This window comes from Streptomyces sp. AM25 (assembly GCF_058146165.1).
Genome location: NZ_JBKIWN010000011.1, coordinates 165,535 through 188,421, shown reverse-complemented (window position 1 = coordinate 188,421; position 22,887 = coordinate 165,535). Strand labels below are relative to the sequence as shown.

Annotated in this window: 20 protein-coding genes and 1 pseudogene; 10 read left to right on the top strand and 11 right to left on the bottom strand. The window is 72.7% G+C overall.

All coding sequences use genetic code 11. The annotated features are described in order from the left end of the window. The first annotated feature begins 27 nt into the window (after positions 1-27). Positions 28-852, top strand: a complete 825-nt coding sequence (locus ACLHRZ_RS17335; protein WP_490419325.1) for an SGNH/GDSL hydrolase family protein — start codon at positions 28-30, stop codon at positions 850-852. Between the two features lie 39 nt (positions 853-891). Here ACLHRZ_RS17335 and mmsA read toward each other — a convergent pair whose 3' ends face one another. The 5 genes from mmsA to iolC all read right to left on the bottom strand — a co-directional run bounded on the left by mmsA (position 892) and on the right by iolC (position 7,052). Beyond that, the gene (mmsA, locus tag ACLHRZ_RS17330; RefSeq protein ID WP_490419324.1) at positions 892-2,385 is read right to left on the bottom strand and encodes a CoA-acylating methylmalonate-semialdehyde dehydrogenase; all 1,494 of its coding nucleotides are present in this window, start codon (positions 2,383-2,385) and stop codon (positions 892-894) included. Between the two features lie 14 nt (positions 2,386-2,399). Next, a complete protein-coding gene (gene iolD, locus ACLHRZ_RS17325; RefSeq protein WP_490419323.1) occupies positions 2,400-4,289 on the bottom strand; it encodes a 3D-(3,5/4)-trihydroxycyclohexane-1,2-dione acylhydrolase (decyclizing) in 1,890 nt (629 codons plus the stop codon). Further along, positions 4,286-5,122, bottom strand: a complete 837-nt coding sequence (iolB, locus tag ACLHRZ_RS17320) for a 5-deoxy-glucuronate isomerase (protein ID WP_490419322.1) — start codon at positions 5,120-5,122, stop codon at positions 4,286-4,288. Before iolB ends, iolD begins: the two co-directional genes overlap by 4 nt. Before the next feature lie 86 nt (positions 5,123-5,208). After that, the gene (locus ACLHRZ_RS17315) at positions 5,209-6,093 is read right to left on the bottom strand and encodes a Cgl0159 family (beta/alpha)8-fold protein (protein ID WP_490419321.1); all 885 of its coding nucleotides are present in this window, start codon (positions 6,091-6,093) and stop codon (positions 5,209-5,211) included. Further along, positions 6,090-7,052 (bottom strand): 5-dehydro-2-deoxygluconokinase, encoded by a 963-nt coding sequence (gene iolC / locus ACLHRZ_RS17310; protein WP_490419361.1) that lies wholly within the window; start codon positions 7,050-7,052, stop codon positions 6,090-6,092. Before iolC ends, ACLHRZ_RS17315 begins: the two co-directional genes overlap by 4 nt. Positions 7,053-7,267: 215 nt before the next feature. On the opposite strand from iolC, the gene ACLHRZ_RS17305 reads away from it, so the two are divergent. The 5 genes from ACLHRZ_RS17305 (at position 7,268) to ACLHRZ_RS17285 (ending at position 11,019) form a co-directional block, all read left to right on the top strand. Next, on the top strand, positions 7,268-8,197 hold the full coding sequence (locus ACLHRZ_RS17305) for a sugar phosphate isomerase/epimerase family protein (RefSeq protein ID WP_490419320.1): 930 nt from the start codon (positions 7,268-7,270) through the stop codon (positions 8,195-8,197). Between the two features lie 57 nt (positions 8,198-8,254). Continuing rightward, positions 8,255-9,277: a Gfo/Idh/MocA family protein gene (locus tag ACLHRZ_RS17300; RefSeq protein ID WP_490419319.1), complete on the top strand. Its 1,023-nt coding sequence runs from the start codon at positions 8,255-8,257 to the stop codon at positions 9,275-9,277. A 2-nt stretch (positions 9,278-9,279) separates the two neighbouring features. After that, the gene (locus ACLHRZ_RS17295; RefSeq protein WP_490419360.1) at positions 9,280-10,305 is read left to right on the top strand and encodes a Gfo/Idh/MocA family protein; all 1,026 of its coding nucleotides are present in this window, start codon (positions 9,280-9,282) and stop codon (positions 10,303-10,305) included. Positions 10,306-10,492: 187 nt separating this feature from the next. Continuing rightward, positions 10,493-10,699, top strand: coding sequence for a helix-turn-helix transcriptional regulator (locus ACLHRZ_RS17290; protein WP_490419318.1), 207 nt, complete (start codon positions 10,493-10,495; stop codon positions 10,697-10,699). A 92-nt stretch (positions 10,700-10,791) separates the two neighbouring features. Continuing rightward, complete coding sequence (locus ACLHRZ_RS17285) at positions 10,792-11,019, top strand: heavy-metal-associated domain-containing protein (RefSeq protein WP_490419317.1); 228 nt, start codon at positions 10,792-10,794, stop codon at positions 11,017-11,019. 410 nt (positions 11,020-11,429) lie between these two features. Here ACLHRZ_RS17285 and ACLHRZ_RS17280 read toward each other — a convergent pair whose 3' ends face one another. The 5 genes from ACLHRZ_RS17280 to ACLHRZ_RS17260 form a co-directional block, all read right to left on the bottom strand. After that, positions 11,430-12,719: a citrate synthase gene (locus ACLHRZ_RS17280; protein ID WP_490419316.1), complete on the bottom strand. Its 1,290-nt coding sequence runs from the start codon at positions 12,717-12,719 to the stop codon at positions 11,430-11,432. A 174-nt stretch (positions 12,720-12,893) separates the two neighbouring features. Next, the gene (gene recD2 / locus ACLHRZ_RS17275; protein WP_490419315.1) at positions 12,894-15,137 is read right to left on the bottom strand and encodes an SF1B family DNA helicase RecD2; all 2,244 of its coding nucleotides are present in this window, start codon (positions 15,135-15,137) and stop codon (positions 12,894-12,896) included. Positions 15,138-15,407: 270 nt separating this feature from the next. Then, complete coding sequence (locus tag ACLHRZ_RS17270; RefSeq protein ID WP_490419314.1) at positions 15,408-16,238, bottom strand: sugar phosphate isomerase/epimerase family protein; 831 nt, start codon at positions 16,236-16,238, stop codon at positions 15,408-15,410. Next, positions 16,235-17,395, bottom strand: a complete 1,161-nt coding sequence (locus ACLHRZ_RS17265) for a dihydrodipicolinate synthase family protein (protein WP_490419313.1) — start codon at positions 17,393-17,395, stop codon at positions 16,235-16,237. The genes ACLHRZ_RS17270 and ACLHRZ_RS17265 overlap by 4 nt, the downstream gene beginning before the upstream one ends. Beyond that, positions 17,392-18,561 (bottom strand): Gfo/Idh/MocA family protein, encoded by a 1,170-nt coding sequence (locus tag ACLHRZ_RS17260; protein ID WP_490419312.1) that lies wholly within the window; start codon positions 18,559-18,561, stop codon positions 17,392-17,394. The genes ACLHRZ_RS17265 and ACLHRZ_RS17260 overlap by 4 nt, the downstream gene beginning before the upstream one ends. A gap of 71 nt (positions 18,562-18,632) precedes the next feature. On the opposite strand from ACLHRZ_RS17260, the pseudogene ACLHRZ_RS17255 reads away from it, so the two are divergent. Continuing rightward, positions 18,633-19,415 (top strand): annotated as a pseudogene (locus ACLHRZ_RS17255) (sugar phosphate isomerase/epimerase family protein); the annotation flags it as partial. On the opposite strand, the gene ACLHRZ_RS17250 reads toward ACLHRZ_RS17255, so the two are convergent. Beyond that, the gene (locus ACLHRZ_RS17250; RefSeq protein WP_490419311.1) at positions 19,297-20,271 is read right to left on the bottom strand and encodes an EamA family transporter; all 975 of its coding nucleotides are present in this window, start codon (positions 20,269-20,271) and stop codon (positions 19,297-19,299) included. The pseudogene ACLHRZ_RS17255 and the gene ACLHRZ_RS17250 overlap by 119 nt on opposite strands. Positions 20,272-20,371: 100 nt before the next feature. On the opposite strand from ACLHRZ_RS17250, the gene ACLHRZ_RS17245 reads away from it, so the two are divergent. From ACLHRZ_RS17245 to ACLHRZ_RS17235, 3 genes are all read left to right on the top strand, one after another. Further along, the gene (locus ACLHRZ_RS17245) at positions 20,372-21,277 is read left to right on the top strand and encodes a LysR family transcriptional regulator (protein ID WP_490419310.1); all 906 of its coding nucleotides are present in this window, start codon (positions 20,372-20,374) and stop codon (positions 21,275-21,277) included. A gap of 59 nt (positions 21,278-21,336) precedes the next feature. After that, the gene (locus tag ACLHRZ_RS17240) at positions 21,337-21,963 is read left to right on the top strand and encodes a TetR/AcrR family transcriptional regulator (RefSeq protein ID WP_490419309.1); all 627 of its coding nucleotides are present in this window, start codon (positions 21,337-21,339) and stop codon (positions 21,961-21,963) included. A gap of 293 nt (positions 21,964-22,256) precedes the next feature. Next, positions 22,257-22,883, top strand: coding sequence for a hypothetical protein (locus tag ACLHRZ_RS17235; RefSeq protein WP_490419308.1), 627 nt, complete (start codon positions 22,257-22,259; stop codon positions 22,881-22,883). Positions 22,884-22,887: the final 4 nt, after the last annotated feature.

The following is a 22,887-nucleotide window of genomic DNA, read 5'->3' as shown; positions in this document are numbered from 1 at the left end:
CTGCACGTGCAGAGGAGGAGATCCGCCATGAGGTTCCGCCGAACGGCCGTGTGCGCCGCCACCGCGACGGCGCTGCTGGCCACCACCGCCGGCACCGCCCACGCCACCCCGCCCATTCCGACGCGGATGGCCGCGCTCGGCGACTCGCTGACCCGCGCCGTCGGCTCGTGCACGGTGGGCGGCGGCACGCTGTGCGCCCGGAACTCGTGGTCCACGGGCGCCAATCCGGCCGTCGGCAGCCACTATGCGCGCATCAAGGAGCTCAACCCCGAGGTGCTCCCCTACAACGAGGCCCGGGCCGGGGCCACCTCCGCCGACCTCGGGCAGCAGGTGCGGTCCGCCCTCGCGGAGGGCGGGATCGACTACGTCACGATCATGATCGGCGACGGTGACGCGTGCGCGGCGTCCGAGGCGCAGATGACCTCGGTCGGTGCGTTCGAGAGCCGGATCCGGGCGGCGCTGCGGACACTCCGTGCGGGCGCGCCGGAGGCGTCGGTGTTCGTCGCGAGCGTGCCGGACCCGGTGCAGCTGTGGCGGCTGGGCAAGGACAACCCGGCGGCGGTCAAGGCCTGGAAGGACGGCAGAGTGTGCCAGGCGGCGCTGGCCGACCCGGCCTCGCTCTCGGCGGGAGACGCGGAGCGGAGGGCTCGGGTGCGGGAGCGGGTGATGGACTACAACGCGGCGCTGGAGAATGCGTGCGGGGAGGTCGCGGGGTGCCGCTACGACGGGGATGCGGTCTTCGACCACCGCTTCTCCGCGGCCGATGTGAGCACGGCCGACTACTTCCACCCGAGCGCGGCGGGGCAGCGGACGCTGGCGGAGGTGACGTACGAGGCGGGGTTCGACTGGTAGGAGGGGGTGCCCCGGCGATCGGGGCACCCGCCTGCAGCCCTACCGGTGGCTCGGGAAGCCGAGGTCCACGCCCCCGTCCTCCGGGTCCGGCCACCTCGTCGTCACGACCTTGCCGCGCGTGTAGAAGTGCACGCCGTCGTTGCCGTAGATGTGGTGGTCGCCGAAGAGCGAGTCCTTCCAGCCGCCGAAGGAGTGGTAGCCGACCGGGACCGGGATGGGGACGTTGACGCCCACCATGCCCGCCTGGACCTCCAGTTGGAAGCGGCGCGCCGCACCGCCGTCGCGGGTGAAGACGGCGGTGCCGTTGCCCCAGGGCGAGGCGTTGATGAGGGCCACGCCCTCCTCGTACGTCTCGGCGCGCAGGACACACAGCACGGGGCCGAAGATCTCGTCGCGGTAGGCGTCGGCGTCGGTGGGGACCCTGTCGAGCAGGGACAGGCCCATCCAGTGGCCGTCCTCGTAGCCCTCCACCGTGTAACCCGTGCCGTCGAGGACGACCTCGGCGCCCTGGGCGGCGGCGCCCTGCACGTACGAGGCGACCTTGTCGCGGTGGGCCTTGGTGATCAGCGGGCCCATCTCGGAGGCCGGGTCGTCGCCGGGCCCGATCTTGATCTTCTCGGCGCGCTCGCGGATCTTCGCGACCAGCTTGTCGCCGGTGCCGCCCACCGCCACGACCGCCGAGATCGCCATGCAGCGCTCGCCGGCGGAGCCGTAGGCCGCGGAGACGGCGGCGTCGGCGGCCGCGTCGAGGTCGGCGTCGGGGAGCACGAGCATGTGGTTCTTGGCGCCGCCCAGCGCCTGGACGCGCTTGCCGTTGGCGGTGGCGGTGGTGTGGATGTGACGGGCGATGGGGGTGGAGCCGACGAAGGAGACGGCGGCGATGTCCGGGTGTTCGAGGATCCGGTCGACGGCCGTCCTGTCACCGTTGACGACGTTCAGGACGCCGTCCGGAAGCCCGGCCTCCGCCGCGAGTTCGGCGAGCAGGAGGGCGGCCGACGGGTCCTTCTCGCTCGGCTTCAGAACGAACGTGTTGCCGCAGGCGATTGCGAGCGGGAACATCCACAGCGGCACCATGGCCGGGAAGTTGAAGGGCGTGATGCCCGCGACGACGCCCAGCGGCTGGCGGATGGCGGCCACGTCCACACGGCTGGAGACCTGGGTGGACAGCTCGCCCTTGAGCTGGGTGGTGATCCCGCAGGCCAGTTCCACGATCTCCAGGCCGCGGGCGACCTCGCCGAGCGCGTCGGAGTGCACCTTGCCGTGCTCGGCGCTGATCAGCCGGGCGATGTCCTCGCGGTGCCGGTCCAGCAGCGCGCGGTAGGCGAACAGGACGGAGGTGCGGGTGGCGAGCGAGGAGGTGCCCCACGTCGCGAACGCAGCCTTCGCGGCCGCGACCGCGGCGTCCACCTCGGCGGCCGAGGCGAAGGCGACCCGCGTGGTCTGCACGCCGGTCGCGGGGTCCGTGACCGGCCCGTAGGCGCCCGAGGTGCCCTCGACGGCCTTGCCACCGATCCAGTGGTTGACGGTCTTCATGACGTGCGCCTCTCTCACGTTCCAAGGTAGCGGTGACGGGCGGCGGCGTTGCGCTCGTACTCCTCCCGGGCCCGGACGGCCGCGGGGCGGGTCGCGGTCCCGGCGACAGGCACATCCCACCACGCCTGTGCGGGGGGCGCGCCGGACACTGTGTCGGCTGTTTCGGTCTCCACATAGACACATGTGGGGCGGTCCGACGCACGTGCCTCGGCCAGCGCGGCGTGCAGCTCCGTGACCGTTCCGGCGCGCAGGACCGTCATCCCGAGCGAGGCGGCGTTGGCCGCGAGGTCCACGGGCAGCGGGTCGCCGGTGTACGAGCCGTCCGGGGCCCGGAAGCGGTAGGCCGTACCGAAGCGCTCGCCGCCGACGGCCTCCGACAGGCCGCCGATGGAGGCGTAGCCGTGGTTCTGCAGCAGGACGACCTTGATGGCGATCCCCTCCTGCACGGCCGTGACCAGCTCCGTCGGCATCATCAGGTACGTGCCGTCGCCGACCAGCGCCCACACCGGCCGGTCGGGCGCGGCCAGGCGCACGCCGATCGCGGCGGGGATCTCGTAGCCCATGCAGGAGTAGCCGTACTCCAGGTGGTACTGGCGCCGGGAGCGGGCGCGCCACATCTTGTGCAGGTCGCCGGGGAGGGAGCCGGCGGCGTTGACGACGACGTCCTCGTCGCCGGTGACGTCCTGCAGGGCGCCGATCACCTGGGCCTGGGTGGGGCGGGTGCCGTCGCCGTCGGGGCGGCGGGAGTACGCATGGTCGACGGCCGCCTCCCACTCGGCCTTGCCCGCGGTGTACGCGCTGGCGTAGTCGTCGGGAACGCGGTGGCCGGAGACGGCCGCGGCCAGGGCTTCGAGGCCGGTGCGGGCGTCGGCGACCAGGGGCAGGGCGGACAGCTTGTGGGCGTCGAACGAGGCGATGTTGAGGTTGACGAAGCGAACGCCCGGTTCCGCGAAGAGAGTTGCCGAGGCGGTGGTGAAGTCGCTGTAGCGGGTGCCGACGCCGATGACGACGTCCGCGGTACGGGCCAGGGCGTTGGCCACGGCCGTGCCGGTGTGGCCGATGCCGCCGACGTCCGCGGGGTGGGCGTGGTGCAGGGCGCCCTTGCCGGCCTGGGTGGAGGCGACGGGGATGCCGGTTGCATCGGCAAAGGCGCGCAGCGCCTCCTCGGCCTCGCTGTGGACGACGCCGCCGCCCGCGATCAGCAGCGGCCGGCGGGCCTGCCGCACCGCCCGTGCGGCGGCGGCGAGTTCGGCCGGGTCGGGGGCGGGGCGGCGGACGCGCCAGACGCGGTCGGCGAAGAACTCCTCCGGCCAGTCGTACGCCTCGGCCTGCACGTCCTGCGGGAGCGCGAGGGTGACGGCGCCCGTCTCGACGGGATCGGCCAGAACGCGCATGGCCTGGAGGGCGGCGGGGACCAGTGCCTCGGGGCGCACGATGCGGTCGAAGTACCGGGAGACCGGGCGGAGGCAGTCGTTGACCGACACGTCGCCCGCGGCGGGGTGTTCGAGCTGCTGGAGCACCGGGTCGGCGGGGCGGGTGGCGAAGGTGTCGCCGGGGAGGAGGAGCACGGGGATGCGGTTGACGGTGGCGAGCGCGGCGCCGGTGACGAGGTTGGTGGCGCCGGGCCCGATGGACGTGGTCACCGCGTGCGCGGAGAGCCGGTCGCTCTGGCGGGCGTAGCCGACGGCGGCGTGGACCATGGCCTGTTCGTTGCGGCCCTGGTGGAAGGGCAGCGCGTCGCCGGTCTCCAGTAGGGCCTGGCCGATGCCGGCGACGTTGCCGTGGCCGAAGATCCCCCAGCAGGCGGCGATCAGGCGCCGGCGGCGGCCGTCGCGCTCGGTGTACTGGTGGGCGAGGAACTCCACCAGGGCCTGGGCGACGGTGAGTCGGCGGTGTGTCGTCATGTACGGCCTTCCGGTGCCGAATAGAGGGGCAGGCGGGGGTCCACCGGCTGATCCGGCCAGGTGGAGCGGATCCAGGTGTGGTCGGGATGGTCGCGGATCAGCCACTCGCGCTCGGCACGGGGGCCCGCCATGACGTTGAGGTAGTACATGTCGTGGCCGGGGGCCGCGACGGACGGGCCGTGCCAGCCGTCGGGGATGAGGACCGTGTCGCCGGTGCGGACCTCGGCGAGGACCTCGGTTCCGCCGAGGCGGGAGGGGGTGACCCGCTGGTAGCCGAGGCCCGGGGTGCCGGTGGGCCCGTCGGCGATCTCGAAGTAGTAGATCTCCTCCAGCCGGGACTCCTCGCCCGGGTGGTACTCGTCGTGTTTGTGGGGCGGGTAGGAGGACCAGTTGCCGCCGGGGGTGAGGACTTCGACGGCGATGAGCCGGTCGCAGGGGAAGGTGTTCGCGGCGGCGAAGTTGTTGACCTGGCGGGAGCAGGTTCCGCTGCCGCGGAGCTCGATGGGGACCGTGTCGGCCGCGCCGTGGCGGGCGGGGAGACGGTTCTCGCAGCGGGCACCGGCTGCCGCGAAGCGGCCTCCGGCCGGGGAGGTGACGGTGACCGTGGTGTCGCGGGGGACGTAGGCGAAGTCGGTGACGGCCGTGAAGACGGAGGTCCGGCCCCGGAGTTCGAAGGATTCGCCTTCGGCGGTGGTGACGGTGCAGCTGCCGCTGAGGGGGAGGACGATCCATTCGTGGTCGGTGGTGGGGAAGGTGTGGGCTTCACCCGGGGGGAGGGTGAGGATGCGGAGGGCGCAGTGGGGGAGGGTGTGGGTGTTGGTCGTGTTCGGCACTGCCGGACTCCTTCGATGTGATCGCTCGCCGTTGCGGCGGGAGTTGGGCCCCGGCTCAGGCCCAGGCCCGGGTCCCGGGGCACGGTTCACAACAACCCCACCGCCGTGTCCACCGCCCCCGCCACGTCCCCGTTCGCGGGGTACAGCAGGGCCCTCCCCACCACCAGGCCCCGCACCGTTGGCAGTTGCAACGCCGCGCGCCAGCGTTCGTACGCCGCCTCCTGGTCGTCGCCCACGTCGCCGCCGAGCAGGACGGCCGGCAGCGTCGTCGTCTCCATCACCCGCGGCATGTCGGCGACGTCGTCCGTCACCGGGACCTTGAGCCACGTGTACGCCGACGTCGCCCCGAGCCCGGACGCGATGGTGATCGACTTCGTCACCGCCTCCGCCGTCAGGTCGTTGCGGACCTTCCCGTCGGCCCTCCGGGAGAGGAACGGTTCGACGAAGACCGGCAGCCGCCGCTCCGCCATCTCGTCGATCGCCCGCGCCGCCGACTCCATGGTGGCCAGCGACCCCCGGTCGTCGTAGTCGATGCGCAGGAGCAACTTGCCCGCGTCGAAGCCCCGTTGGCGCAGGTCCTCCGCCCGTGGGCCGGTGAAGCGGTCGTCCATCTCGAAGGAGGCGCCCAGCAGTCCGCCGCGGTTCATCGAGCCCATGACGACCTTGCCGTCCAGCGCGCCGAGCAGCAGCAGGTCGTCGAGGATGTCGGCCGTGGCCAGCACCCCGTCGACCCCGGGGCGGGACAGCGCGAGGCACAGCCGCTCCAGCAGGTCGGCCCGGTTGGCCATGGCGAGCGTGCGCCCTCCGACGTCCAGTGCGCCCCGCGCCGTGTGGTCGGCCGCAATGATCATCAACCGGCCGCTGTCGCCGACCAGCGGGCGGCGCACCCGGCGCGCCGCCGCCTCCGCGATCGCCTCGGGGTGCCGGCTCCGCACCGCCACCAGGTCCGGGATACGGACGGCGGCGCTCATGCCGCACCCCCGAGCAGCTCCGCGATCTCCTCGCGGTCCGGCATCGCGGACGAGCAGGCGAGCCGCGAAGCGACCAGCGCCCCGGCCGCGTTGGCGTAGCGCACCGTGCGCTCCAGGTCCCAGCCGGCGAGCAGCCCGTGGCACAGGGCGCCGCCGAACGCATCGCCAGCGCCGAGGCCGTTGACGACCTCGACCCGCACCGGCGGCACCTCGGCCGTCGCGCCGTCCCGGTGCACGGCGAGGACGCCCTTGGGGCCCTGCTTGACGACGGCGAGCTCGACCCCGGCCGCGAGCAACGCCCGTGCCGCGGCGTGCGGTTCGCGCTCACCCGTGGCGACCTCGCACTCCTCCGCGTTGCCGACGGCGACCGTCGCGTGCGCGAGCGCCCGTTCGTACTGCCTGCGGGCCGCCGCGGGCTCCTGCCAGAACATCGGGCGCCAGTCGAGGTCGAAGACCGTGGTCCCGCGCCGGCCGCGGGCCTCCAGCGCGGCGAGCGTCGCGCCGCGGCTGGGCTCCTCGCTCAGGCCCGTTCCCGTCACCCAGAAGATCCGCGCGGCGCGGATCGCGTCCAGGTCCAGCTCGGGGGTGCGGATCTCCAGGTCGGGGGCCTTGGGGCGGCGGTAGAAGTGGAGCGGGAAGTCGTCCGGCGGGAAGATCTCGCAGAAGGTGAGCGGGGTGGGGTACGCGGCGACGGGGGTCACCCAGCGGTCGTCGACGCCGAAGTCCCGCAGGGCCCCGTGGAGATACTGCCCGAAGGGGTCGTCCCCGGTGCGGCTGATCAGGGCCGTGCGGCGGCCCAGCCGGGCCGCGGCGACCGCGACATTGGCCGCCGACCCGCCGAGGAACCTTCCGAACGTCTCGACCTGCGCCAGCGGCACGCCCGTCCGGAGCGGGTAGAGATCCACCCCGAGCCTGCCCATGGTGATCAGCTCGTAAGGCTCGCACGGCCCGCAAGGCATGTACGGGGGCGGATCGTTCGGGCCGTCCGGCCCGTTCGGCTGCGCACTCATGCAGGCCATCGTTGCGTCCCGCTCCGCACCACGTCAAGCATTTGTCCTTACATATAGACGTCATCAGGCTTCCTTGACGTGACGTCCATATGTCCGGACGAACTCTTGACACCCGTCCACCCGGCGAGGAGGCTACGGGCAACCCCCGAGAGGAGCGCCGCCGGATGTCCGCTGCCCACTCCCCCTCGCCCGCCACACCCGCGCTCGACCGGATCCGTGTCGGGTCGGCGCCGGACTCCTGGGGGGTCTGGTTCGCCGACGACCCGGCCCAGACCCCCTGGCGGCGTTTCCTGGACGAAGTGGCCGAAGCCGGGTACGAGTGGATCGAACTCGGCCCGTACGGCTACCTGCCGACCGACCCCGGCCGGCTACGCGAGGAGATCGCCCGGCGCGGTCTGAACGTCTCGGCCGGCACGGTCTTCACCGCCCTGCACCGGGGACCCGCCGTCTGGGAGGAGACCTGGGAGCAGGTCGCGCGCGTCGCGGCGCTCACCCGGGCCACGGGCGCGGAACACCTCGTCGTCATCCCCTCCTTCTGGCGCGACGACAAGACCGCGGAGCTGATCGAGGAGCCCGAACTCACCGCCGAGCAGTGGCGTCACCTCGCCTCCGGCACGGAGCGCCTCGCCCGTGAGGTGCGCGACGCCTTCGGGCTCGGTATCGCCGTCCACCCGCACGCCGACACCCACATCGACACCGAGGCGCACGTCGCGCGCTTCCTGGACGCCACCGATCCCGGCCTGGTCCGCCTCTGCCTGGACACCGGGCACTACGCCTACTGCGGCGGCGACAGCGTCAAGCTCATCGAGACCTACGGCGAGCGCATCGGCTACCTGCACCTCAAACAGGTGGACCCCGGCGTCCTCGCGGGCGTCGTCCGGGACGGCACGCCCTTCGGGCCCGCGGTGCGGCAGGGCGTGATGTGCGAACCGCCGCGCGGCGTACCGGAACTGGAGCCCGTCCTGGCCGCCGCGCAGGGTCTGGGCGTCGACCTCTTCGCCATCGTCGAGCAGGACATGTACCCGTGTCCGCCCGAGCAGCCGCTGCCCATCGCCCGCCGCACGCGCGCCTTCCTGCGCTCGTGCGGCGCGTGACGCACCATCACGCACCATCACGTTCCATCGCCGTACAACGACGTACGAGGAATAGTCATGACGTATCAGCACGCACCGCTCGGCGTCGCCGTGATCGGCACGGGCCGGATGGGCTCGGACCACGTCCGGCGCATCGAGGAGGCCATCAGCGGGGCGCGGGTCGCCGCCGTCGTGGACCTCGACGGCGACCGCGCCAAGGCGGCCGCCGACCGCATCGAGGGCTGCACCGCCCACACCGACCCCGCGGCCGCGATGGCCTCCCCCGGGGTGGACGCCGTGCTGATCGCCTCGCCCGGCCCGGCCCACGAGGCGGCGCTGCTGGAGGCGTTCGCGCGTGGCCTGCCCGTCCTGTGCGAGAAGCCGCTCACCCCGGACGCGGAGTCCGCCCTGCGCGTGGTGGAGGCGGAGGCGCGGCTGGGCAGGCGGCTGGTGCAGGTGGGGTTCATGCGGCGGTACGACGCCGAGTACCGGCAGCTCAAGGAGCTGCTGGACGGAGGCGGGATCGGGCGGACGCTGATGCTGCACTGCGTCCATCGCAACGTCGCGACGCCGGCGGGCTGGACGAACCCGATGACGATCAACGACTCGGTCGTCCACGAGGTCGACGTCACCCGCTGGCTGCTGGGCCAGGAGATCACCGCGGTGCAGGTGCTGCGGCCCGCGCCCGGCGCGGCGGCGCCCGCCGGGCTGAGCGATCCCCAGCTGGTCCTCTTCGAGACCGCGGGCGGTGCCGTCGTCGACGTCGAGATCTTCGTCAACTGCGGCTTCGGCTACCAGGTGCGCTGCGAGGCGGTCGGCGAACGCGGCGCGGCACGGACCGGCGAGGCGCACGGGCTGTCGGTGGACGCGGCCGGCCGCTGGGGCGGGGCGATCGCGCAGGACTTCGTCGAGCGCTTCCGGAGTGCGTACGACCACGAGGTGCAGGCCTGGGTGGACGCCACCCGGCGCGGGGAGACCACGGGCCCGAGCGCCTGGGACGGGTACGCGGCCGCCGCCGTCTGCGAGGCGGGCGTGCGGGCCCAGGGCACGGGCGAACGCACGCCCGTACTGCTGGCCGAGCGGCCGGAGCTGTACCGGTGAGCCTGCGGATCGGGCTGCTGGGCGCGGGGCGGATCGGATCCGTCCACGCGGCGGTGCTGGCCGCGCTGGACGAGGTGGACGAGCTGCTGATCGGGGACGCGGACGCGGGGCGGGCCGCGGAACTGGCGGCACGGACGACCGGCGCACGGGTGCGCCCCGTCCCCGCCGTCGACGACGTGTTCGCCTCCGGCGTCGACGCCGTCGTCATCGCCACCGCGACCGCCTCGCACGCCGCTCTGATCACCCGGGCCGCGCGGGCCGGCCTGCCGGCCTTCTGCGAGAAGCCCGTCGCCCTGGACGTGGCGGCCACGGCGGCCGCGCTGCGGGAGGTGTCGGCGGCGGGCACGCTGCTGCAGATCGGCTTCCAGCGGCGCTTCGACGCCGGGTACCGGGCGGCCCGCGAGGCGCTGCGCAGCGGCAGGCTCGGACGGGTGCACACCATCCGGGCCGTCACCTCCGACCCCGCTCCGCCGCCCGCGGAGTTCCTGCCGTTGTCGGGAGGGCTCGTGCGCGACTGCATGGTGCACGACTTCGACGCCGTGCGCTGGCTGACGGGGCGTGAGGTGGTGGAGGTGTTCGCGCGGGGCTCTGACGCGGGCGCGGCCGTGTTCCGCGAGGCAGGCGACGTGGACACCGCTGCCGCGCTGCTCGCGCTGGACGACGGCACGCTCGTCACCGCGACCGCGACGCGCTGCAACGGCGCGGGGTACGACGTGCGGACGGAGCTGTCCGGGGAGCTCGACCAGTGGGCCGTCGGGCTGGACGGCCGCACGCCCGTGACCTCGGCCGAGCCGGGCGGCCCTGCTGCGCCGGCGCGGCCGTGGCCGGGGTTCCTGGAGCGTTTCGAGGGCGCCTACCGCGCCGAGCTGGCCGCGTTCGCCGGGGCGGTGGCCCGGGGCGGTCCGAGCCCGTGTCCCGGCGAGGAGGGACTGCGAGCGCTGCTGGTGGCGGAGGCCTGCGAGCTCTCCCGGCTCGAGAACCGGCCCGTGCGGGTGGCCGAGGCGGCCGCCGCCGCGGGCCTCGGCTGACGGTCACACCTCGGTAACGGACGTCACACGCCCGCACGCCCTGCGTCACAGCCGGGCAACCGCCGCTCGCGCACGGTCACTCTGTGTCGTCGCCCGGGGGCAGGCTCGGGGGACCGACAAGGCCGTGCCGCAGTCCCCCGACGGAACCCCCCTTCCGTGGCTGCGGTACTGCGGAGAGGCGCGAGAGATGACCGATCGTCGGCTCTGGTCCTACAAGGAGATCGCTGCGCACATCGGCGTGCAGACCGACACCGTGCGCTCGTACCGGAAACACGGGGTGATGCCCGCCCCCGACCTCACCGAGGGCGGCAGACCGTACTGGTTCGCCGACACGATCCGCTCCTGGGTGGCCTCGCGGCCCGGCAACGGCTCCCGGCGCCGACTGCGGACCTGATCGCCCGTCACCTCACGGCCCCCTGAGAGGGAATACCCCCAGGGGGTAAGGTGTTGTCCGCCGCGAGACGGTACGAGACACCCGCTGCCCCGATGAGGAGAACGCCCATGAGCACCACCACCTACAAGGTGACCGGCATGACCTGCGGCCACTGCGAGTCCGCGGTCAAGAGCGAGATCTCGGCCGTCGACGGCGTCACCGCGGTCGAGGCCGCCGCGGCCACCGGCCTGGTCACCGTCACCGCCGCGGCCCCGCTGGACGACGAGGCGATCCGCGCCGCCGTCGACGAGGCAGGCTACGACCTCGTCGGCCGCGTCTGATTCCGGACGCGGCTCTGCATGACGGCAGACCCCGCTAAGACCGGATCCTTCACGAAATCTGCACGATCAACCTCTTGCCCTTTTACGTCCGTTTATGGCAGGAGACCCAGATCACATCGATTTGCAGGTAACCATTACCGGGGGTCGCTGGTCTAACCGGGCAGTGCTGGATCGTCTTGGGGGACGGTACCGGCCACGCGTGGCCGGGGCACGTACCCGGGGAGCTTTGAGCGGCCCTCCCGTCCGTACGTGTTCCGGCAGATCGCGCAGGCGTGAGCCCAGGCGTACCGAGGCTCCCGGACGGATCCCGTGGGGGGAATCCTGGCCGGGGTTACGGAAAAGCGCCCCGCTCCGACCCGTGGGAGGATCGGACGCGGGGCGCTTTTTCTCTGCTCAGGCGGTGAGCCGGCTCAGCGCTCTTCCACCGGGACGAAGTCGCGCTCGACGATGCCCGTGTAGATCTGGCGCGGGCGGCCGATGCGGGAGCCCGGCTCCTTGATCATCTCGTGCCACTGGGCGATCCAGCCGGGGAGCCGGCCGAGCGCGAAGAGCACGGTGAACATCTCGCCCGGGAAGCCCATGGCCCGGTAGATGAGACCGGTGTAGAAGTCGACGTTCGGGTAGAGGTTGCGCGAGACGAAGTAGTCGTCGCTCAGCGCGTGCTCCTCCAGCTTGAGCGCGATGTCGAGCAGCTCGTCGGACTTGCCGAGAGCGCCGAGGACGTCGTGCGCCGCCGCCTTGATGATCTTCGCCCGGGGGTCGAAGCTCTTGTAGACGCGGTGCCCGAAGCCCATCAGGCGGACGCCGTCCTCCTTGTTCTTCACCTTGCGGATGAAGGCGTCGACGTCACCGCCGGAGGCCTGGATGGACTCCAGCATCTCCAGGACGGCCTGGTTGGCGCCGCCGTGCAGCGGGCCCCACAGGGCGTTGATGCCGGCGGAGATCGACGCGAAGAGGTTGGCCTGCGAGGAGCCGACCAGGCGCACGGTCGAGGTCGAGCAGTTCTGCTCGTGGTCCGCGTGCAGGATCAGCAGCTTGTCGAGCGCGCTGACGACGACCGGGTCCAGCTCGAACTCGGCGGCCGGCACGGAGAACGTCATGCGCAGGAAGTTCTCGACGTAGCCGAGGTCGTTGCGCGGGTAGACGATCGGGTGACCGATCGACTTCTTGTAGGCGTAGGCCGCGATCGTCGGCAGCTTGGCGAGCAGCCGGATCGTGGACAGGTGACGCTGCTTCTCGTCGAACGGGTTGTGGCTGTCCTGGTAGAAGGTCGACAGCGCACTGACCACCGAGGACAGCATGGCCATCGGGTGGGCGTCGCGCGGGAAGCCGTCGAAGAAGCGCTTGACGTCCTCGTGCAGCAGGGTGTGCTGGGTGATCTCACCCTTGAAGGTCGCCAGCTCGTCGACGGTCGGCAACTCGCCGTTGATCAGCAGGAACGCCGTCTCGAGGAACGAGCTGCGCTCGGCCAGCTGCTCGATCGGGTAGCCGCGGTAGCGCAGGATGCCCTGCTCGCCGTCGAGGTAGGTGATCGCGGATTTATAGGCGGCAGTGTTGCCGTAGCCGGAGTCAAGGGTCACCAGACCGGTCTGGGCGCGGAGCTTGCCGATGTCGAAGCCCTTGTCGCCGACGGTGCTCTCGACCACCGGGTAGGTGTATTCGCCGCCGCCGTACCGCAGTACTACAGAGTTCTCGCTCACGTCATCCCTCACCGACGTTGTGCCTCTTCTTCGAGGTGCCCTGACTACCCCTACCTTCCCCCATTTGGACGATGTACGTGCACTCGGGGTCGGCCATAGGGCCCAAGAACGGCACTCAGTGCCGTCCAACCCGCCCATCCTGCCCCCTTCGCCCTGATTGGTAAACCGTTCTGATCAGAGACGAACACCACCTCCTCCGCTTGTGAAGAGCCGGTGATCGAGGGCGGTACAGCGTCTGCCCGCCGAGACGGTACGCACCGCCTGACCCAGGGCCCTCCGGGAGCCCACCAGTACCACCAGTTTCTTCGCCCTGGTGACCGCTGTATAGAGGAGATTACGCTGGAGCATCATCCAGGCACCCATGGTGACCGGGATCACCACCGCCGGATACTCGCTGCCCTGCGACCGATGGATCGTCACCGCGTAGGCGTGGGCGAGCTCGTCGAGCTCGTCGAAGTCGTAATCGACGTCCTCGTCCTCGTCGGTGCGCACGGTCAGTTTCTGCTCCACCGCGTCCAGTGCCGTCACCACGCCCACCGTGCCGTTGAAGACGCCGTTCCGCCCCTTCTCGTAGTTGTTGCGGATCTGGGTGACCTTGTCGCCGACGCGGAAGACCCGCCCGCCGAAGCGGCGTTCGGGCAGATCGGGGCGGGCGGGCGTGATGGCCTGCTGGAGCAGGCCGTTGAGCGTGCCCGCGCCGGCCGGGCCGCGGTGCATGGGGGCCAGCACCTGGACGTCCCGGCGCGGGTCGAGCCCGAACTTCGCAGGGACGCGCCGGGCGGCCACGTCCACCGTCAGCCGGCCCGCCTCCTCGGTGTCCTCCTCCGCGAAGAGGTAGAAGTCCGCCAGCCCCTGAGTGATGGGCGGCACGCCGGAGTTGATGCGGTGTGCGTTGGTCACCACGCCGGACTGCTGCGCCTGCCGGAAGATCCGGGTGAGCCGCACGGCCGGGACGGGGCTGCCCTCGGCCAGCAGGTCGCGGAGCACCTCGCCCGCACCGACGGACGGGAGTTGGTCCACGTCGCCGACGAACAGCAGGTGACCGCCCGGCGGGACGGCCTTGACGAGCTTGTTGGCCAGCAGCAGGTCGAGCATGGACGCCTCGTCGACCACCACCAGATCGGCGTCCAGCGGCCGGTCCCGGTCGTAGGCCGCGTCACCGCCGGGCTTGAGCTCCAGCAGCCGGTGGACGGTCGAGGCCTCGGCGCCGGTCAGCTCGGACAGCCGCTTGGCGGCCCGTCCGGTCGGGGCGGCGAGCACCACCTTGGCCTTCTTGGCGCGCGCCAGCTCGACCACCGAACGCACGGTGAAGGACTTGCCGCAGCCCGGGCCGCCGGTGAGGACGGCGACCCTGCTGGTCAGCGCGAGCCGGACCGCCTGCTGCTGCTCGGCCGCGAGCTCCGCGCCCGTGCGCCCGGACAGCCAGGCCAACGCCCGCTCCCAGTCCACGTCCCGGAAGGCCGCGAGCCTGTCCTCCTCGGTGCGCAGCAGGCGCGTGAGCTGGCCGGCCAGCGACAGCTCGGCACGGTGGAACGGCACGAGGTACACGGCCGTGACGGGTGCGCCGCCGTCCGGGCCGGGGACGCTCTCGCGGACCACGCCCGCGCCGTCCTCGCTGTGCTCGTCCGAGGCCAGTTCGGCGAGGCAGTCGATGACGAGGCCGGTGTCGACCTGGAGCAGCTTCACGGCGTCCGCGATCAGTTGCTCCTCGGGCAGGAAGCAGTGCCCCTGGTCGGTGGACTGGGAAAGGGCGTACTGCAGGCCCGCCTTGACGCGGTCGGGGCTGTCGTGCGGGATGCCGACGGACTGGGCGATACGGTCGGCGGTCAGGAAGCCGATGCCCCAGACGTCGGCGGCCAGCCGGTAGGGCTGATTGCGCGTCACGGAGATCGAGGCGTCGCCGTATTTCTTGTAGATGCGCACGGCGATGGACGTGGAGACGCCGACGCCCTGGAGGAAGAGCATGACCTCCTTGATGGCCTTCTGCTCCTCCCAGGCGGCGCCGATCGAGCGGGTGCGCTTGGGACCCAGGCCGGGGACCTCGATCAGGCGCGCGGGCTCCTTCTCGATGACGTCCAGGGTGTCCGCGCCGAAGTGACTCGTGATCCGGTCCGCGATGCGCGGGCCCACGCCCTTGATCAGGCCGGAGCCCAGGTAGCGGCGGATGCCCTGGATCGTGGCGGGCAGGACCGTGGTGTAGTTCTCCACGGTGAACTGGCGGCCGTACTGCGGGTGGGAGCCCCAGCGGCCCTCCAGCCGGAGCGACTCGCCCGGCTGCGCGCCGAGCAGCGAGCCCACGACCGTGAGGAGATCGCCGCTGCCGCGGCCGGTGTCGACGCGGGCGACCGTGTAGCCGTTCTCCTCGTTGGCGTAGGTGATCCTTTCGAGGACCCCTTCGACCACTGCCAGTTGCACCATGCCCCGACGGTACCGGTGCGGTCCGACAGGGCGTTCGGGGCTGTGGATATCCGCGGTTCCGCTTGCGTGGCCGCGGGATGCCCGTGACGCATTCGAGGGGCCCGGTCCGTCGACCGAGCCCCTCGGGTCCCCCCTTGCAACGGCTTCCTCCGAATCCCCCCGGATCCCTCCCCAGGAAGCCCGATGCACAGTACGACCCACGGGAGCCGCGAACGGTTGCAGCCGATCCAAGGCGTTATGTTTCCGTTACGGAAGGTAGGGAACCCCAGTTCACAACACGTACGTCCGATATCGGTCCAGCACCTCGGCGAGCACGCCGGCCCCGTCGCGCGCCCACAGCGCCGGGCTGAAGATCTCCACCTCGACCGGGCCCGCATAGCCCGCGGCATCGGCCCGTTCGCGGAACCAGCGCAGGTCCACCGCGCCGTCCCCGAGCTGCCCCCGCCCCAGCAGCGCGCCCTCGGGCAGCGGCGTGACCCAGTCGGCGAGCTGGAGGGCCGCGATCCGCCCGCCCGCCCCCGCCCGTGCCAGCTGCCCGGCCACCGTGTCGTCCCACCACAGGTGATAGGCGTCGACGACCACGCCCACACGCTCCGCCGGGAAGCGCCCGGCGAGATCGAGGGCCTGGCGGAGGGTGGAGACCACGCTGCGGTCGGACGCGAACAGCGGGTGCAGCGGCTCGACCGCCAGCCGCACCCCGTGGGCCGCCGCGTACGGCGCCAACTCGCCCAGCGCGTCCGCGATCCGCTCGCGCGCCCCGTGCAGGTCCCGGCTGCCCGGCGGCAGCCCGCCGCACACCAGCACCAGGGTGCTGGTGCCGAGCACGGCCGCCTCCTCGATCGCCGCCCGGTTGTCGTCGACGGCGGCGATCCGCTCCGCGGGGTCGGCGGCCGTCAGGAAGCCGCCCCGGCACAGACTGCTGACCGTCAGCCCCGCCTCCCGCACCAGCCGCGCCGCGGCCCGCAGTCCGTACGCGCGCACCGGCTCCCGCCACAGCCCGACGTGCCGGACCCCGGCCGCCGTGCAGCCGGACACCAGCTCGGGCAGCGACCACTGGCGAATGGTCTGCTGGTTGAGGCTGAACCGGTCGATGCCGCTCACTGCTCCACCCCGTGCACGGCCAGCAGCCGCGCCATGCGCGCCTCGGCCAGCTGCGGATCGGGGAACAGGCCCAGCCCGTCCGCGAGTTCATAGGCGCGCGCGAGATGCGGCAGCGAACGGGCGGAGTGCAGGCCGCCCGCCATGGCGAAGTGCGTCTGGTGACCGGACAGCCAGGCCAGCAGCACCACGCCCGTCTTGTAGAAGCGCGTCGGAGGCGCGAACAGATGGCGCGCCAGCGGGACGGTCGGATCCAGCAGGGCCCGGAAGCCGGAGCGGTCGCCGGCGTCCAGCAGGCGCAGCGCCTGGGCGGCGAGAGGGCCCAGTGCGTCGAAGACGCCGAGCAGGGCGTCGCTGTGGTGTCCGCCGTCCCCCTCGACGAGTGCCGGGTAGTGGAAGTCGTCGCCCGTGTAGCAGCGCACGCCGTCCGGAAGGGCGCGGCGCAGGGCCCGTTCGCGCTCCGCGTCCAGGAGGGACACCTTCACACCGTCGACCTTGTCCACGTGCTCGGCGACGATCGCGAGCAGTGTGCCGGTGGCCTCGTCCAGGTCGGTGCTGCCCCAGTAGCCGTTCAGTCGAGGGTCGAACATCGGGCCCAGCCAGTGCAGGATGACGGGTGCAGCTGTTTGGCGGAGCAATCGGCCGTAAACCTCCCGGTAGTCGTCCGCAGTCGTGGCCACGGCTGCCAGTGCCCCGGAGGCCATCACGACCGCTCGGGCGCCCGCGCCCTCGACCACCGACAGCTGCTCCTCGTAGGCCACCGTGACGCCGTCGAGCGTCAGCGGGCCGTAGGGCGGGGCCAGTTGGTCCGTGCCGGCCCCGCAGACGAGCGATCCGCCCACTGCTGCCGCCTCGGCCGCCGTGCGGCGGATCAGTCCGGCCGCGGCGGGCCAGTCCAGGCCCATGCCGCGCTGCGCGGTGTCCATGGCCTCCGCCACGCCCAGGCCGTGCGCCCACAGATGGCGGCGGAAGGCGAGCGTGGCGTCCCAGTCGAGGGCGGCCGGGCCGTGCGGCGTGGTGTTGCCGAAGGGGTCGGCGACGACGTGGGCGGCGGCGAAGGCCGTCCGGGACGCCGGGGGCGGGCCCGGCGCCACGGGATGCGGCTCGGCCCTCGGCACGTGGCGGCGCAGTGCCCCCGTCGCGTCCGGCAGCCGGATCACCGGGCCGGCTCCGGCACGTCGAGCCTGCGTCCCTCGGCCGAGGAGCGCACGCCCAGCTCGGCGAGCTGTACGCCGCGCGCTCCGGCGAACAGGTCCCAGCGCCAGGGCTCGTCCTGCGCCACGTGCCGCAGGAACAACTCCCACTGTGTCTTGAAGGCGTTGCCGAACTCCCCGTTGTCCGGCACCTCCTGCCACCGGTCGCGGAAGCCGTCGGCGGCCGGGACGTCCGGGTTCCACACGGGCCGCGGAGTGACCGAGCGGTGCTGCACACGGCAGCCGCGCAGTCCGGCGACGGCCGAGCCGTCCGTCCCGTCGACCTGGAGCTCCAGCAGCTCGTCACGGTGCACCCGCACCGCCCAGGAGGAGTTGAACTGGGCGACGGCTCCGCCCTCCAGGCCGAAGACCGCATAGGCGGCGTCGTCGGCGGTCGCCTCGTAGGGCATGCCCTGCTCGTCCCAGCGGCGCGGTATGTGCGTCGACAGCTGCGCCTGCACGGTGCGCACGGGGCCGAACAGCTCCCTCAGCACGTACTCCCAGTGCGGGAACATGTCGGAGGCGATGCCGCCGCCGTCCTCCGCACGGTAGTTCCACGACGGCCGCTGGGCACTCTGCCAGTCCCCTTCGAAGACCCAGTAGCCGAACTCCCCGCGCACCGAGAGCACACGCCCGAAGAAGCCGCCGTCGACAAGGCGTTTGAGCTTGCGGATGCCCGGAAGGAAGAGCTTGTCCTGGACGACGCCATGGCGCACGCCGGCAGCGTCCGCCAGACGGGCCAGACCGATCGCGCCTGCGTGGTCACTTGCGACGGGTTTCTCGCAGTACACGTGCTTGCCCGCGGTGATGGCCCTGCGCACCGCGTCCGCACGGGCGCAGGTGGCCTGTGCGTCGAAGTAGACGTCGACGGACGGGTCGGACAGGACGGTGTCCAGATCGCAGGACCACTCACCGATCCCGTGCTGCCGGGCGAGTGCCGCGAGCTTGCGCGGGTCACGCCCGACGAGCACCGGTTCGGGCCGCAGGACGGTCCCGTCGGCGAGCGGCAGGCCGCCCTGGTCGCGCAGGGCGAGGACGGAGCGTACGAGGTGCTGGTGGTGGCCCATCCGGCCGGTCGCACCGTTCATGGCGATGCGGAGAACCGTGCCGTCGGCCGACTCCCTGGCCGTCATCCCGCGAAGCTAGCACCCCCGTCTGCCGTACGGGGCGCATTCCGGACCGCCGGGCGGGGAAGCCGCTCTGCATGAAACTGGCTTTCTCCACCCTCGGTGTCCCCGGTCTGCCCGTCCCCGACGTGGTGCGCCTCGCCAGGAACTGCGGCTACGACGGCGTCGAACTGCGCACGCACCCGGAGGAACCCGTCCACCCGGGCCTCCTGCCCATCGAACGCGCCGCGGTGTCCGCGGCGTTCGCGGAGGCGGGCGTGGAACTCCTGTGCCTGGCCGGGTACGTCCGGGTCGCCGCGCCCGGCCCGGACGGCCCGGTGCTGGAGGATCTCGCGGAGCTGGTGCGGATGGCCGGCGAACTCGGGGCGCTGTACGTGCGGGTCTTCCCCGGTGCCGGCGAGCCGCCCGCGGCGGAGGCCGACGCGGTCGCCGCGCGCCGGCTGGGGGCGATCGCCCCGCTCGCCGCGGACTCGGGCGTGCAGGTGCTGCTGGAGACCCACGACTCGCACAGCCGGGCCCAGGACGCGGTGCGGGTCCTGGGCCCGGTGGGGCACGGCAGCATCGGTGCGCTGTGGGACCTGCTGCACACCTGGCGGGGCGGGGAGCGGCCGGAGGCCAGCTTCCCCGCGCTCGCCCCGCACCTGGGCTATGTGCAGGTGAAGGACGTCGCCTCCGCGGAGGACACGGCTCCGCTGCCGCTGGGCGCCGGGGTGCTGCCGCTGGCCGGCTGCGTGGGCGCGCTCACCTCGTCGGGGTGGGACGGCTGGCTGTGCTGGGAGTACGAGAAGCGCTGGTACCCGCAGGCTGCGGACTTCGCGTCCTTGGCAGGCCACGGGCGGGAGTACCTGCGGGAGCTGGTCGCCGCCGCCCCGGCAGCGAGGTGAGCGCGACCCCGCCCACCAGGAGGGCCGCCGCGCACCAGCGCAGGGGGCTCACGTGCTCGCCCAGCAGGAGGGCGGCGGAGGACATGCCGAACACGGGCACCAGCAGCGAGAACGGGGCCACGGCCGTGGCGTCGTAGGTGCGCAGCAGGAACCCCCAGACGCCGAAGCCGAGCAGCGTGGTGATCCAGGCGACGTACACGACGGCGCCCACGCCGCTCCGGTCCAGCGAGCCCAGTGCCTCGGCGTCGGCGGCCGGGCCCTCGAAGAGCAGGGAGAGCAGCAGCAGGGGCAGCACCGGGACCGCGCTGACCCACACCATGAACCGCAGGGCGTCCGGCGGCGCGGCCTTGCGGGTCAGGACGTTCGAGACACCCCAGAAGGCCGCGGCGGCCACCACGAGGGCGAAGCCCGTCAGCGGTCCCGAGGTGCCCTCGTCGACGGCGGCCACCGCGATGCCCGCCAGGGCGACGCCCATGCCCAGCAGCCGGACGCGGCCCGGCCGTTCACCGAGGGCGGCCATGGCGAACAGGGCGGTGAAGACCGCCTGGACCTGGAGCACCAGCGAGGACAGCCCGGCCGGCATCCCGGCGTGCATCCCGATGAACAGCAGCCCGAACTTGGCCACGCCCAGCACCAGCCCGACCGCCACCACCCACCGCCGGCGCACCTGGGGCCGGCCGACCAGGAGGACGGCGGGCACCGCTGCCGCGAGGAAGCGCAGCGCGCAGAAGAGCAGCGGCGGGAAGTGGCCGAGGCCGATGTCGATGACGACGAAGTTGACGCCCCAGAGGGCGGCGACGAGCACGCCGAGGGCGATGTGGAGCGGACGCATGCGATCAGCATCACGGCGCCTGATCGTTCAGCACCAGCACGGGCTGCTTCATGATGGGATTCAGCAACGCTCAACAATGGGACACTCGTCGGGGGCTCACATGCTGGACCTGTCACGCCTGCGGGCCCTGCATGCCGTCTCCGTGCACGGCTCGGTCAGTGCGGCGGCCCTCGCCCTGGGCTACACGCCCTCCGCGATCTCGCAGTCGATCACCAAGCTGGAGCGGGAGACGCGCACCACCCTGCTGGAGCGGCGCGGGCGGGGCGTGATGCTCACCGACGCGGCCGTCGAACTGGCCGAGACGGCACGGGAATTGCTGGCCATGGTCGAGCGGGCGGAGACGGATCTGGAGGAGCGGCGCGGGCAGCCCGCCGGACGGATCGTCGTCGGTGCGTTCGCCTCGGCCGCACGCGGGCTGCTGCCCGGTGTGCTGGCCCAGCTCACCCGCGAACATCCCGCGCTGGACGCCCGGCTGATCGAGGTCGACCCCCACCTGTCGGTCGGCCTGGCGGCCCAGGGCGCCCTCGACGTCGCGGTCTGGCACGACTGGGACATCGTGCCGCACCCCACGCCGGAGCGCCTGGAACGGGCGAAGATCGGCGACGATCTGTGCGACGTGCTCGTGCCGGAGGGACACCCGCTGGCCGGACGCGGACGGCTGGAGCGCAGCGATCTGGTGGGCCTGCGCTGGATCGGCAACCCGCCGGGCACGGTCTGCCACGACTGGCTGGTCCGTACGCTGCGGGCCCTCGGCAGCGAGCCGGACCTCGCCTACCAGGCCGCGGAGAACCACACGCAGGTCGCCCTCGTCGCGGCCGGGCTGGGCGTCGCCCTCATGCCCCGGCTGGGCCGCGGACCGCTGCCGGAGGGGGTGGTGGACGTGCCCCTGGAGCCCGTCCCCGTGCGCAGGCTGTTCGCCTACTGGCGCACCGGGGCGGCCCGCAGGCCCGCCATCAGGGAAACACTGCGGGTGCTGCGCGAGCAGTGGCCGCAGCGGGCCTGCTGACCGGTCGATTTGAGCGATCGATTGAAACGTATGATGAACGCTCGTCGAGAGGGCGGCACATGTCGGTGGAGACCAGGGAACGGCTGATCGCCGCCGCGGGGGCGGTGCTGCGCACGCAGGGCTACGGCAAGGCCAGCGCGCGGACCATAGCCAAGGAGGCGGGCGTCAACTCGGCGCTGGTCTTCTACCACTTCGGGGGCGTCGACCCGCTGCTGTTCGCCGCGCTCGACCGGTCGTCCGACGAACGCATGGCGATGCACACGGCCACCGTCGCCGAGTGCCGCACCCTGGAGGAGCTCGCGGCGGCCGCCACCCGCATCTACCGCGACGACCTGGAGGGCGGCCACATCGCTCTGCTCTCCGAGCTCGTGGCCGCCGCCGTGGCCAAGCCCGAGCTGCGCGAGGAGATCAAGGTGCGGGTCGAGCCGTGGATGGGGTTCATGGAGGAGACCCTGGAGCGGGTCATCGGCGGCACCGCGCTGGCCAGGCTCACTCCCCCGCGCGATCTGGCCAACGCCGCCTGCACGTTCTACCTCGGGGTCAACCTCTTCACCGTGCTGGACGCCGACCGCTCGCGCACCGAGTCGGTCTTCACGATGGTCCGGCGGCTCGCCCCGCGCGCAAGGCTGCTCACCCTGCGCCGTCCCGTGCGCCTCCGCAGGGCACAGCACCGCGCAGCACAGTAGGCCGCATGGCACGGAACCGCTCCGGTGCACCGTACGTCGAAGCGACGTGCAGCCGGGGAGCCTCCGCAGAGCGGTGTCGGCGTCGCTGACCGCCGCGTTGCTGACCACCCTCTCCGCCGCCTGCGGCCGGCCGCACCCCGCCGTCGGCGTACCCCCTTCCGACAGCGTCGGCGGTGGGCAGCCCCGCGGGCGCACGAACGGACGGCCGGTCACCCTGCGCAAAGCCCGGCGCACGCCTGGCGTGTGCCGGTCGCGTCGGGTAACTGTGGGCCGGTGCCAGGGGTTGGGGGATCATGCGTCATCACTTGCTGTCCGCAGCGCTGCTCGCGTCGGCCACGCTGTCGGGGATGTTCACGCTGAGCGGCTGCCAGGAACAACCGGTGCAGAACGCCGCCGCGACCGGCAGCCAGGCCCTGCAGGCGCGGCAGGGACCCCCCGCACAGTTCCTGGCGCGGGGCACGTGCGCCGGACGCGGCCGGGGCGGGGCGGCCTTCACGGAGGTCGACTGCGCGGGCGACGAGGCCACCGCCAGCGTGCTGGCCCGCTACAACGGCCCGCAGGCGAGCGGGCCGCGCTGCCCGGACGACACCGACTTCGTCCTGCACATCGCAGCCGTCGACACCGGCACATCGGAGCGGGAGAGCCGGCCCGAGGGCTATGCGTGCATGCGCAACCTGCGGCCCCCGCACCCCGGCGACCCCGGCATGGGCGGCGGGCCGCTCACCGTGGCGGGGGACTGCGTCTACACGGAGCGCGAAGGGGTGGTGAAGGAGACGGCGTGCGACGGCTCGATGGGCCACACGCCGGAGTTCCGCGTCGAGGAGACGGTGCCCGCGCGGAGCGACTGCCCGGAGCAGACGGACCTCTATGTGGACGTGGGCGGCAGGGCCCCCGTGGGGTGCGCCCGCCGCCTGTCCTGACGCG